The organism is Aestuariirhabdus haliotis (assembly GCF_023509475.1).
Taxonomy (GTDB): Bacteria; Pseudomonadota; Gammaproteobacteria; order Pseudomonadales; family Aestuariirhabdaceae; genus Aestuariirhabdus; species Aestuariirhabdus haliotis.
In genome coordinates, this window is record NZ_JAKSDZ010000008.1 from 98,854 (window position 1) to 111,344 (window position 12,491).

The window sequence follows — 12,491 nt, forward strand, 5'->3', positions numbered from 1 at the left end:
AATCCAGGATACCGTTTCGCTACGGACTCATCAGAGCCTTTTGCAACAAATCAACGGCGTTGTCGAGGGTTGCTTCGTCGTACCCGGCAAAGCCGATCATCAGGCCGTTCATACCCTGTTTGGTTGCATAATGCGGTGACAGGGACCTGACTCCCAGACCCAGGTTTTGCGCATCTTTAGCCAGTTTTTTATCGCTGAGGTTGGGGCACAGATAGACCGAATGCATGCCACCGTCTTCGTGTAATAGCTGGAGCCTGTCCGATAGCGGAAGCATCTGTTGGTGCAGGTGTTGTTGACGTTGTCGGTAGAGTTTGCGCATGCGACGCAGGTGACTGGCAAAGTAGCCGCGCTGCATAAACTCCGCCAGGGCGGCCTGGCTGGTGACGGATGTGCCGCCGTCCAGATGACGCCGCGCCTTGCTAAAGGGAGTGACCAAAGGCGGCGGGACGACCAGATAACCGAGGCGAATACCGGGGAACATAATGCGACTGAAGGTGCCGCTGTAGATCACCTTGTCGTGGTTATCCAGCCCTTGCAGAGCCATCAAGGGCGATCCGCGAAAACGAAATTCGCTGTCGTAATCATCTTCGATGATCCAGCTGTTGTGGGTCTTGGCCCAGTCGAGCAGTTGCAAGCGTCTTTCCAGGCTTAATGTAAAACCGAGCGGATAGTTTCGTGATGGCGTAATAATGGCCATGGCCGCTTCGGTCGAATCCGGTAGCTGAAAGCCGGATGCATCCACCGGACACGCCATTGCTCGAGCGTTCACAGTATCTAGCATCGCACTGATACCCGTAAAACCCGGATCTTCCACCAGAACGGGTTGTCCGGGATCAAGCAACAGGGCAGCGGCGCATTGCAGGGCTTGTTGCGAGCCTGAAAATACCAGTACCTGTTCAGGTTCGCAGCGTATGCCTCGGCTCTGGCGCAGGTAGTCGCACAGGTGGGTCTGGAGTTCGGGTAAACCGACCACGGGAGTCGAATGATGTTTTCCTGCGAGCGCGCAGCAGCGCCGCCAGCGTTGCCAGGGAAAGGCATCGAGTGCTGGCCTTCCAGGGGTTAGTGGTCGATCCCAGCCCAGTGTGCTGCTTGGTGCGTGGTTTATTAATCGTTGCCCCAAAGAGGAGAGGGTCGGTGCTGGTTTGGCAGTGGAGGCGAATTCCTGCTGGGCGCCTTGCAGGGGGTGGTCCGGCAAATTCTGTTCAACCCAGGTTCCGGCGCCGTGGCGTGAATGGATATAGCCCTCGGCTTGTAGCAGTTCCAGAGCGTTTTTCACTGTATTGCGAGAGAGTTGCAGTTGCTGGCTGAGGGCTCGACTGGAAGGCAGACGCTCTCCCGGGTGCAGTTGTCCGCGCAGAATGGCATCACGCAGTTGTCGATAGAGTTGTCGATAACGGGGAGTAGGGTCCTGCTCGAAAACCTGTATGCCAGCCAGAGGTTGCATTAAGTGGGCCTGCTTATTTTGCGTAAGTGGATCTTTGTTTGGACCCATTTTGTCCGTACATTGCCGGTATCGCAAATCGACCGTCCCGAGAGGATGGTTAAGAGCAATTCCAGGAGGATAAAAATGGCAACGATTGCAATGACAGAGCGTACCAGGGTGCGGCGGGGACCGAAGCGGGCCGAGTATTCAAGGGATACTATCAACCAGATTCTCGATGAGGCCCTGGTGTGCCATCTTGCCGCTAATCGAGACTCTGTGCCCATGGTGCAACCGACTTTGCACTGGCGAATGGGGGACCAGCTCTATGTTCACGGCTCATCGAAAAATGGTCTGTTCAAAGCGCTTTTGCAGGGGCAGACCGGTTGCGTTACGGTCACTTTGCTCGATGGTCTGGTGTATGCCCGGTCCGAATTTAGCCATTCGGTTAACTACCGTTCGGTGATGTTGTATGGCAAAGCCCGTTTGGTCAGTGAGGATGCGGAGAAGCAGGCCGCATTGCGGCAATTGATGGTGCGTTTCCGGGAAGGTCGAGTGACCGGACAGGCGCGCTCGCCCAATGAAGCCGAGCTCAAGGCTACCTCGGTGCTGGCGTTTGATATTGATGAGGCTTCGGCCAAGGTGCGGGCTACCGGCCCTTCCTGTAATCCCGAAGATCTGGCCTGGCCGGTCTGGACCGGGGTAATTCCCGTATCAACGGTGTTAGGGACGCCGGTGCCCTGGGATGACGAGAGGCAGGCGTTTCAACAACCGTAGGCGCGCATAAAGGTATCGACGCAGTTTTGCACGTAGTGTTGAGTTTCTTCCTCTGGCCGGGGCTCGACATTGAGCTCCAGTCGCAGGCGCGATTCACCATGAATCATCATTAAAAACTGGACGGCGGCGAAGCGGGGCTGCTCGATATTGAGCAGTCCTTGTTGGTGAAACTGCAGCAGCAGAAACTCGACCTGATCAAACATATTGCCCGGGCCTTCGGCAAAAAAGAGTCGGGAGAGTTGGGGGTGTGTTTCGGCCTGGGCAACGCAGGTACGAAAAACGTGCACAGCTTCCTGGGTTTGCAACAGTTCGGAGAACCGAAAGGCCAGAGTGGTGAGGGCGCTACGGGGGTCTTTGAGCTTCTTGAACGCTTCGGCATCCAGTTGATGACTGGTGCATTTGCTGCGAATGGAGGCGCTGAACAGCTCTTCCTTGCCGCCGGCGAAATGACTGTAGACCGTCTGCTTGGAAACGTTAGCACGCTGGGCGATCTGATCCATGCTGGTATTTTCAAAGCCCTGCTCGATAAACAGGCAAATAGCGGAGTCGAGGATGCTATCCCGTTTTTCTTCGCTCTTACTGCGGTTTCTCACCATAGAACCTATCTCAACTTATTTAACAGTACGATGACTATAGAACTAATCGGTTTAAATCAAACTAGACAGTCCAGTCTACTCTAATTAAAATAGACTCATCAGTCCAGTATTAGACTATGAAAGGATCTCAACATGCCTGCTTTCGCAGCTTTTCCCGCCCCGATGCTTCTGGGTGTCCTCTGTTCCCTTCTTCTATTATCCGGTTGCAGCGACAGCAACAGCGCTGACACCGAGCAACCCTATACCCATTTAGCCCAGGGTGAGCATCTGGTTCAACAGGCAGGCTACGAAGCGGAACGTCGCTTTATTGGCAGTGTTCAGGTTAAGGAGCAAGCCGAGTTGGGCTTTGAGTTGGCCGGTAAGGTCGCTGAAATTTTTGTCGACGAGGGTGAAGCTGTGACCGCCGGTGATCCTCTGGTGCGCCTCGATACTCGACTGTTGGATACCGAACAGCGTCAGTTGGAAGCCCAGCAGGAAGAGCTGGTGGCCGAGCTCAAGCTGGTGGACTCGAATCTCAAGCGTATTCGATCCCTGAACAGCAGTGGTTTTGCTTCCCAGCAGAGTCTCGACGAGCTTGAAAGCCGGCGGGAAGCCTTGCTGGCCAAGCAGTCTCGCACCAAGGCCGAGCTTAGCGCGGTGCATTTGCGTCTGGAAAAATCCTTGTTGCGTGCCCCCTTCGATGCGGTGGTTGATGAGCGTCTGACCTCGCCGGGCAGTGTGGTAGCGGCTGGAACGCCGGCACTGTCACTGCTTTTACGCGGCAGCGCCGAGGTCAAGGTGGGGGTTCCTGTTCGACTGTTAAAGCAATTACGGCCGCAGATGCCAATTAATGTGGGTGGCGAGCTGTTTGAGGCCAGCCTGATTACTCGAGGCCATAACGTGGACCCGGTAACCCGAACCGTTCAGTTGCGCCTGCAATTGCCCGTCGAGGCGACGGTAGTCAATGGCCAGATGGCTCAGCTGCTGGTAGAAGAGCATGTCGAGGAGCCCGGTTTCTGGGTGCCCCTGACTGCCCTGACCGATGGCATTCGAGGGCTCTGGAATGTGTTCGTAATGAAACCTCTGGAGGACGGTAGCCATTATCAGCTGGTGGCCAGAGATGTGCGCATTCTTTATGCGGATCGAGAACGGGCGTTTATCAGTGGCAGTCTGGCGGATAATGAGCTGTTGCTGAGCACCGGGCTGCATCGCCTGGTACCCGGGCAGCAGGTGCGCCTGGCGGCGAATGATACGGCTCAGGAGAAGTAGTCATGATTCGCAGCTTTGTTACCAATGGCCGCCTGGTTTCGCTGGTCATTGCGATTCTGGTGGTCGCTGGTCTGGGGGCACTGAGCGCCTTGCCGAGAACAGAAGACCCTAGAATCATTAGTCGTTATGCGACAGTGATTACTAACTTCCCGGGAGCCAGCGCGGAACGTGTCGAGGCTCTGGTGACCGAGCCGATCGAGAACCGGTTGCGCAAGCTGTCGGAAATCAAACTGATCACATCGACCAGTCGTCCGGGTATTTCCCTGGTCAAGATTGAACTCAAGGCGGAGATTGTAGACCCTGACCCGGTCTGGTCCAAGGCTCGGGATTTGCTGGGGGAAGTGGAGTTGACTCTACCTCAGGGAGTGGGCAGTCCCTCTCTGGACGACGACAAGGGGTACGCCTTTACCCGAATTATTGCGCTGAACTGGGTCGGTCCAGGTGAGCTGGATCTGGCGACGTTGGGCCGTTATGGCAAAGAGCTGCAAAGCCGTATGCGCGCCATGCCGGGCACCGATTACGTTGAGATCTATGGCGCACCGGAGGAAGAAATTCTGGTCGAGGTGGACCAGCATCTGGCCAGCGCCATGCAGCTGTCTCCCCAGGATATCTCCAACCGAATCGCCGCCGCCGATGCCAAGGTCACGGCCGGCCGACTGGTGAACGATAACAACCAGCTTCAGGTTGAATTGATGGGTGCATTGGATTCGCTGGAACGAATCCGCGATATTCCCCTGCGTACCGATGCCCAGGGCTTTGTTTATCGGGTCGGGGATCTGGCCCATGTTGAACGGGCCGTGCAGTGGCCACTGGAAGAACTCTCCCTGGTCGATGGCAAGAGTTCCGTCGTGGTCGCTGTGCGCATGGGACCGAGCCAGCGTGTCGATCGCTGGAGTGAACGACTGGACCGGGAACAAGCACGTTTCGCCAGCCTGTTGCCAAGCAATGTTGAGCTTGAAATCCTGTTTGACCAGAGCGGCTATACCAACGACCGTCTCGGCACCCTGGCGAGTAATGTCTTGATCGGTTTTGTCATTATCTCCGTGGTATTGCTGATCACCCTGGGCTGGCGTTCGGCGATGATTGTCGCCAGTTCGCTACCATTGACCGTGCTTTTTACCCTGGCGTGCATGAATTATTACGGCTTGCCGATTCACCAGATGTCGGTCACCGGTTTGGTGGTGGCGTTGGGAATCATGGTCGATAACGCGATCGTGATGGCCGATAGTATCCAGTTCCTGCGTCAAAAGGGGCGCTCGGCTATCGAGGCTGTTATGGAGTCGGTACATCACCTCTGGTTGCCGTTATTGGGTTCAACCTTGACGACGATCCTGGCCTTTATGCCGATTGTTTTGATGCCGGGCTCGGCCGGCGAGTTCGTCGGTGGTATTGCCCTCAGTGTGATCTTCTCCCTGATCGGCTCTTATCTGATCTCTCACACCTTGGTGGCCGGTTTGGCCGGGCGTTTTCTGCCGCCCGGAGCTCCCGAAGACCATCATTGGTATAACCGGGGGTTGACGTTGCCCTGGCTATCAAATGGTTTTCATCGTGCCTTGGAAGCTGCATTAGAGCGACCCTGGACTACCCTGCTGATTGTCTCGCTGGTGCCCCTGGCAGGCTTTAAAGCGGCTGGCGAATTGACCGAGCAATTTTTCCCGGCTTCCGACCGGGATATGTTCCAGATCGAACTCTTTATGCCGGCCCAAACCAGCCTGACCGCCACCCATCGAATGACCGAGCGGATCAGCCAGCGCTTGCATGCCGAGGAGGAGATCGAAAGCGTGCAGTGGTTTGTGGGGAATAACGCCCCGAGTTTCTACTACAACCTGATTCCTTCGCAGCAGGGCGCGCAGAACTACGCGCAGGCGATGGTCAAGGCGGTCGATTTCAAAGCCGCCAATCGCCTGATCCCCGAGCTGCAGTTGATACTCGATGATGAGTTGCCCTCCGCCCAGATTCTGGTGCGCAAGCTGGAACAAGGCCCTCCCTTCGATGCGCCGGTCGAGGTACGTATTTTTGGTCCCAGCCTCAATACTCTGAAACAGCTGGGTGATCGGGCACGGCAAATTCTGTCGGAAACCGAATCGGTAATTCATACCCGTGCCAGCCTGCAACCCGGCACGCCCAAGGTCTGGCTGACCGTTAATGAAGAAGCCAGCTTGCAGGGTGGCATGACCTTGACGGCGATTGCCGGGCAGTTGCGCAACTCGCTGGAAGGCAGTGTGCAAGGCTCGATTCTGGAATCCACCGAGTCGATCCCTGTGCGGGTGCGGGTGGCCAGCGAGCTGCGTCGTCAGCCCGGGCAGTTGGGTGATATCAGTATCACTCCGAATCAGGGCGACAGCGTGCCCCTGTCGGCGTTGACCGATGTCAGTATTGAGCCCAGCCGCGGTGCGATACGACGACGCGACGGCGAGCGGGTGAATACCATTGCGGGCTATATTCGAGCCGGAGTCTTACCGGCGACCGTATTGGAAGCCTATCAGGAGCGGCTCGCGGAAGAGGGCTTCGAGCTGCCCACTGGCTATCGCCTGGAAGTGGGTGGTGAATCGGCTGAGCGGGATGAAGCCGTGGGCAACCTGCTGGTGGATATTGGCGTTATCCTGACTCTGCTGGTAACGGTATTGGTGCTCTCGTTTAACAGCTTCCGTTTGAGTGTGTTGATTTTGGTGACGGCCGTGCAGGCAGCAGGCCTGGGTTTACTCAGTCTGTACCTGTTCGATTATGCCTTTGGTTTTAATGTCATCATCGGGCTATTGGGTCTGATGGGGCTGGCGATTAACGCCTCGATCGTTATCCTGGCTGAATTACGGGCCGACCCGGAAGCGGTCCAGGGCAACCCGAAAGCGATCGTCGGGGCGGTGGAAGTCTGTACGCGGCACATCACCTCAACCACGATCACGACGCTGGGAGGCTTTATGCCGTTGATGCTTGAAGGGGGTGGTTTCTGGCCTCCCTTCGCTGTTGCGGTCGCGGGCGGTACGTTGTTGACCACTCTGTTGTCGTTCTTCTTTGTGCCGGCGGCGTTTCTTTTGATGAGTCGCTACCGTGCCTTCGAGGCGACTGAGCAACCTCAGCCAGAGGCTGTCACCGAAAACGCCTGAGGGTAAAAATCTGCAGCCGAATGGACGACTGGATTCGGCTTCAGTGCTACCCTCAACTAATATCAGGTTTACCTTCAAGCAGGCTGTTTTACAGATTTTTTTTATGAATTCCAGCAAAGCCCATGGCCAATACAGGCTCAACGTAGTGGATCAGGTGATCCATATTAAGTACACGGGATCTTTTAACGAAGAGGGCTTCAACGCATTTCGGGATGGGGTTCGGGATCGCCTGTATCAGCATAATCTGGGTCAAAAAGCCTGGGGCACCATTGATGATATCAGCGACTGGAAACTGTCGGTGCCCGAAACCGCGGGGCCGATACGCAGCTCGGTTATCGATTCCGTTCGGGTTAACCGTCGTTATATTGCGCTGGTCGATAGCAAGCAAGGTTTAGCGAGAGAACTTTTCCTGTCCTACATACGCGACATCGATGGCCTGGAGTGTCGCGTTTTTACTGATGAGGCCGACGCCTGGGATTGGTATCGTGAACTGGGTCTGGTTGAACGCGAGCCCGAACAGGCCTCAGCGCCAGGCGCGTCTACTGCAAATCAATAACTTCCGTCTCTAGTCTGGCCACCTGGCACTACCCTCTGGGGTTTGTGCCGGGTAGCTATTGGCTTTCCCCTGCCTGTCTATCCATAATGGAGGAAACTCCAATATTTCGACCGGGGAGGTGATGAATGAATTTGGGCGCTTCTGCACAGATGACCAGTACCCTGAGTAAAGGGGATACCCTGGAGAAGTTGTTTCGGGACTGTGCCGACTATCGGGTCTCGACGCTACCGGTGGTGGATCAACAAGGCATTATCTGTGGGGCTGTCAGTCTTCACGATCTGCTGGCGGAAATGATGTTGCCGGACTACCTCGCCAAGGCGGCTCATGTCCTGGGGGATGAAGCCGCAATGTTGCATGCCATAGAACCCGATATGGACGAGTGGTGCAGCAAGCTGATCGATGATTACATCACCGACAAGTTCTATCTGGTAACGCCAGAGTCTTCATTAACCAAGGGCCTGGCCTTGATGACAGGTAAGGGCACCAGTTGCCTTTTCGTGGTCGAGAATGATACCTATCGTGGCATTGTCACTCGTATCACTATCGTCCAACGGCTGCTCGATAAACTCTAACAAAAGCCGTTGCACGAACAACAAAACTCATTAGAAGCATAGAACAATAAGATCACAGGGAGTTGGGGGATATGGAAAGCGAAGCCGGTTTCACAACCGCCATGGGTGTCGCATTGGCGACTATGGTGCTGGCCTATATTGTTATTTTTACCGAGCTGATTCATCGCTCCAGTGCAGCACTGGCCGGTGGCATCCTGATGATTGGCGTGGGCACCTGGATGGGGTTTTATTCGCAAACCGCAGCGGTGCAAGCGATCGATGCCAATACCATGTTTCTGTTGATCAGCATGATGATGATGGTGGTCATGCTGCGTCCAACGGGGGGCTTTGAATACCTGGCGATAAAAATTGCCAAGGCCTCCGGCAGTGATCCCCGTCGTTTGCTGGTGTTTCTCTGTATTGCGGTCAGTGTCATCAGTATGTTCCTGGATAATGTCACCACGGTGCTGATCTTTGCACCGCTGACCGTGCTGATCACCCGTTTGCTGAACATTAACCCGCTACCTTTTTTAATGGCCGAGGCCATGTTGTCGAACATCGGTGGTGCTTCCACTCTGGTGGGTGACCCGCCCAACATCATGATCGGTAGTGCGGGCAATATCGATTTCATGACCTTTATACTGAATATGGGCCCGATCATTTGCGTGGTCTGGTTTTGCACCATTGGCCTGACGTTGTTCCTGTTTCGTGAATACCTCAATCAACCCATTACCGTTGAGCTGGATCTGGATGAGAGTAAAGCGATCAAGGATCCAGTGGCGCTGAAGAAAACCCTGTTTGCCCTGTCCATTACCATTATCCTGTTTTTTGTGCATCACCATTTCCACCTGTTTCCCTCCTATGTCGCCTTTATCGGGGCGGCCATTGCTCTGGTGCTGGTGCAACCCGATCCGGAGACACTCTATGGTGAGATGGAGTGGTCGGTGCTGGTCTTTTTTGCCGGCCTGTTTGTGATCGTGGGAGGGGTGGAGTCCTCCGGTTTGCTCGATTTGGTGGGCTTTGAATTAGCGGACTTTGCCAAGCAGGAAGATCAGCTATTGCTGGCCTGTATTCTATTGATGTGGGTGGCGGCGGTGCTCAGTGCCATTGTCGATAACATTCCCTTTACCGTCACTATGATTCCCATCGTGCAGGGATTGGAAGCCCAGGGCGTGCCCGTGTTGCCATTGTGGTGGGCGCTGGCCATTGGCGTTGGGATAGGCGGTAATGGCTCGCACATCGGGGCTACCGCAAACGTCATCTGTGTCACAGAATCGGAGCGTTGCGGGATTCCGGAAGCGCGTATCACACCCATGCTGTGGTTGCGCAAAGGCTTGCCGATGATGGTTTTTAGTCTGATCATGGCCACCATCGCATTTAGCGTTGGTTTTGACTATTTGCGCTAAACTGGAGTTATGTCGATTCGGAGTCAGGCGGTTATGACAGCACGTCAATATCATTGCGATATTTGTGATTATGTGTACGATCCTGCGCTCGGCTGTCCGGAAGAGGGCATTGCCCCGGGTACCCCCTGGGAAGAGATTGCCGAAGACTGGGTTTGCCCCGAATGCGGAGCCCCCAAAAACCTGTTCAGTGAAAGCCTTGAGAGCGAGTAGTACGAGATACCTATGGGCAAGTTGAGTGGTATTGTCTCCCAGAATGCAGATCAGCTGTGTTTGGGTATGTACGTCAAGCTACCCAACAGCTGGCTGGATCACCCCTTTATTCGTAACGAATTTTTGATCAAAACCCCGGCCCAGCTGGAGAAGCTAAAACGCTGCAAGATCGAACGTTTCGATATTGATCTGTCCCGAAGCCAGTTGCCCGATGACTGGTCCCAGAGTTCGAGTCAGGCTAACGAGCCAGAGCATCAGGAAGCCGCTGAGGAAGATGAAGTCTTACCGGCCTGGAATCCGGATACGCTGGTACCGGAAGCGCTGAAAGAAGCCTTGCATGACAAAAAGATGGACCCGCAAACACGCTCATCCGCAGTTTATTTGCACTCCCGGGAACTGATGAATCGTTTGCTGGAAACGCCCACCGCCGAAAATCTGAAAGCCTCCAAAAAAGCCATCACCTCGATCACCGATTTGATCCTGCACGATCCGGAGACGGCCTCCAATATGCTTCGCATCACCAGCCACGATTTTTACACCTACACCCACTCGGTCAATGTGGGGGTGACCAGCATCATGTTGGCCAAGGCGATGTTCGGCCAATCCGATCGCCACGATATGCACGAACTGGGTGCCGGCTTTTTTCTGCACGATCTGGGCAAAGTTAACATACGCCCCGAGGTGATCAATAAACCGGGAAAACTGACCGACGAAGAGATGCGGCATATGCGCACGCACCCTTTTAAAGGCTTCAAGTTATTGGAAAAAAGCGGTGAACTCACCGAAGAGAGCCGCATTATCGTACTGCAACACCACGAGCGTGCTGACGGTACCGGCTACCCCAAACAGCTGCGCAACAAGGATATCCATATCTACGGCAAAATCTGCTGCATGGCCGATGTGTTCGATGCCCTGACCGCCGAACGCTCCTACAAACAGGCCATGACCCCCTATGAGGCACTGGTTCTCATGCGCGACAAAATGGCCGACCATTTTGATAAGGATCTGTTTGAAAAGTTTGTGCATCTGATGCATTGATAGAAAGCGACTAGCTATCGTCTTTTATATGATCTATAGGGTATGGTGCGCTGAGTAAACAGATCTACAGTTATCGTATGTCAGTGTTCGAGCCGGTGTTCGGTACTATAGGCACCAATAAAGGCTTAAACCGCTTCTCGTTACGAGAAAAGAAGAAGGTACAAGGGCAATGGCGATTGTTCTGTTTGGTCCATAACATCGAAAACTAATGAATTACGAAGCGATCGCTTAACCACAGAGCTATCCACACAAACCCCCGATCCTGCTCGCATAAGGGGTGATTATGTTGAATGGGATTGGTTAAATTACCGAAAACGAAAATTAAGAAATGAAGGTTGTGGAGAACGATGTTGTGATTGTTGTTTTTCTACAGCCTCGTTATACGAGGTGAATTTACACTTGGAATTTGAATGGTATGTAGAAGTAAATGAAATTAGCTATGGTCAAAATGCAGCCTTAGTTAATCTCTATCATTTTCTTTTCAAGCCAAAAGGGTACAAGGATACAAAGAGACATTCTTTGAAATTTAGAGATAGTTCCCTGGCGTATTTTAAGGAAGATTCATTTTTTTGGCATATTGAGTATTCAAAAATTTCACATCTGGAGTGGCCAGAAAACTTTGATCCAGCCTCGGTATTTGATAACTCATATCTGGTGTATATTCATACTAACGATAGTGATAAATATGCTTTTGACTGTAGTTTGAGTAGTGGATGTCTCAAAAAAGTGCAAGAAGAAGTAAGTAATCGAAGAATCGTTTAACAAGGTTGTGCAGTCTGGCCTCCGTCCACTGTCATATTTTATGTAAAACCCGCACAAAAGGTGCCAGTAGCCTCCGGCAGTTGACGACGGCGTTATAAGAATTGAGAATTCAGAATGACTCTTATAGAAGATACAAAAATCAAGTTAGAGGAGATATTCCTCAATTACGGATTTAATGATAAGCGAAAGCCACATAAAGAAGCTTTTGCCTTGGCACATTATATAAAATCAAAAGAATTTCTTGCTGCTTCAAAAATTCTGAAAAACAATTACATAGAGCTTTCTCAGCCATATTTACACCTGCTAGCACAATCTGTTGAGCTGGCTATTAAAGGTTATATGATTTCATGCGGTGAAGAGCCAAAAAAAATCCATGATCTAGTAAAGTTAACATCAAAAGCTGAGGATCTGGGACTAAAGTTAGAGCAAAAAGAGGCTTCTTCCATAGTTTTACTTAATCACTATTTTTTTCAAGATCTTATTACGGAAACAAAATTTAAAACTAGATATCCGACTGAATTTCAAGAGGCCATAGGAGGCCCAGTACCCGATCATAATATAGTGGAAGGATTCTATGAGTCTATATCTTTACAAGCAAAGCGAAGGTGCGATTTTCTAAACCAACTTATGTAAGCTTAAAAAATTTCTGGGGTCAGGCCTTATATTTGACGTTTCGGTTCTCACTATCGAACAAGTGTGAAATGTAAGGTCTGTTCCTCGGAATTTATGGGGTCAGGCCTAATAAGATGACTCGCCTCCCACCCTAAACTAGGCTGAAGGTGACGAAACCCAAGAGGCGAATCATCATGAATATTCAAACACT

12 protein-coding genes and 1 pseudogene are annotated in these 12,491 nt (G+C 52.7%); 11 read left to right on the forward strand and 2 right to left on the reverse strand.

The window, feature by feature from the left end:
• Nucleotides 1–19: 19 nt before the first annotated feature.
• Nucleotides 20–1,444: a MocR-like pyridoxine biosynthesis transcription factor PdxR gene (pdxR, locus tag MIB40_RS08195; protein WP_249692858.1), complete on the reverse strand. Its 1,425-nt coding sequence runs from the start codon at nucleotides 1,442–1,444 to the stop codon at nucleotides 20–22.
• Between the two features lie 123 nt (nucleotides 1,445–1,567).
• Here pdxR and MIB40_RS08200 point away from each other — a divergent pair, with 123 nt between their 5' ends.
• Entirely contained in the window at nucleotides 1,568–2,197 is a 630-nt protein-coding gene (locus MIB40_RS08200; RefSeq protein WP_249692860.1) for a pyridoxamine 5'-phosphate oxidase family protein, read from the forward strand.
• On the opposite strand, the gene MIB40_RS08205 is transcribed toward MIB40_RS08200, so the two are convergent.
• Nucleotides 2,185–2,793 (reverse strand): TetR/AcrR family transcriptional regulator, encoded by a 609-nt coding sequence (locus tag MIB40_RS08205; protein ID WP_249692862.1) that lies wholly within the window; start codon nucleotides 2,791–2,793, stop codon nucleotides 2,185–2,187. The genes MIB40_RS08200 and MIB40_RS08205 overlap by 13 nt on opposite strands.
• A 132-nt stretch (nucleotides 2,794–2,925) precedes the next feature.
• On the opposite strand from MIB40_RS08205, the gene MIB40_RS08210 reads away from it, so the two are divergent.
• From MIB40_RS08210 to MIB40_RS08255, 10 genes and pseudogenes are all read left to right on the forward strand, one after another.
• Nucleotides 2,926–4,041 (forward strand): efflux RND transporter periplasmic adaptor subunit, encoded by a 1,116-nt coding sequence (locus tag MIB40_RS08210; RefSeq protein WP_249692864.1) that lies wholly within the window; start codon nucleotides 2,926–2,928, stop codon nucleotides 4,039–4,041.
• A gap of 2 nt (nucleotides 4,042–4,043) precedes the next feature.
• Nucleotides 4,044–7,145, forward strand: coding sequence for an efflux RND transporter permease subunit (locus MIB40_RS08215; protein WP_249692866.1), 3,102 nt, complete (start codon nucleotides 4,044–4,046; stop codon nucleotides 7,143–7,145).
• 103 nt (nucleotides 7,146–7,248) lie between these two features.
• Nucleotides 7,249–7,701, forward strand: a complete 453-nt coding sequence (locus MIB40_RS08220; protein WP_249692868.1) for a hypothetical protein — start codon at nucleotides 7,249–7,251, stop codon at nucleotides 7,699–7,701.
• 125 nt (nucleotides 7,702–7,826) lie between these two features.
• Nucleotides 7,827–8,273 (forward strand): CBS domain-containing protein, encoded by a 447-nt coding sequence (locus tag MIB40_RS08225; RefSeq protein ID WP_249692870.1) that lies wholly within the window; start codon nucleotides 7,827–7,829, stop codon nucleotides 8,271–8,273.
• A gap of 71 nt (nucleotides 8,274–8,344) precedes the next feature.
• Nucleotides 8,345–9,658: an ArsB/NhaD family transporter gene (locus tag MIB40_RS08230; protein ID WP_249692872.1), complete on the forward strand. Its 1,314-nt coding sequence runs from the start codon at nucleotides 8,345–8,347 to the stop codon at nucleotides 9,656–9,658.
• 33 nt (nucleotides 9,659–9,691) lie between these two features.
• A complete protein-coding gene (locus tag MIB40_RS08235; protein ID WP_249692874.1) occupies nucleotides 9,692–9,868 on the forward strand; it encodes a rubredoxin in 177 nt (58 codons plus the stop codon).
• A 12-nt stretch (nucleotides 9,869–9,880) separates the two neighbouring features.
• A complete protein-coding gene (locus tag MIB40_RS08240) occupies nucleotides 9,881–10,906 on the forward strand; it encodes an HD-GYP domain-containing protein (protein ID WP_249692876.1) in 1,026 nt (341 codons plus the stop codon).
• A 56-nt stretch (nucleotides 10,907–10,962) separates the two neighbouring features.
• Nucleotides 10,963–11,115, forward strand: a pseudogene (locus MIB40_RS08245) (transposase); the annotation flags it as partial.
• 190 nt (nucleotides 11,116–11,305) lie between these two features.
• Nucleotides 11,306–11,668 (forward strand): hypothetical protein, encoded by a 363-nt coding sequence (locus MIB40_RS08250; protein ID WP_249692880.1) that lies wholly within the window; start codon nucleotides 11,306–11,308, stop codon nucleotides 11,666–11,668.
• A 114-nt stretch (nucleotides 11,669–11,782) separates the two neighbouring features.
• The gene (locus MIB40_RS08255) at nucleotides 11,783–12,301 is read left to right on the forward strand and encodes a HEPN domain-containing protein (protein WP_249692882.1); all 519 of its coding nucleotides are present in this window, start codon (nucleotides 11,783–11,785) and stop codon (nucleotides 12,299–12,301) included.
• The last annotated feature ends 190 nt before the right edge of the window (nucleotides 12,302–12,491 follow it).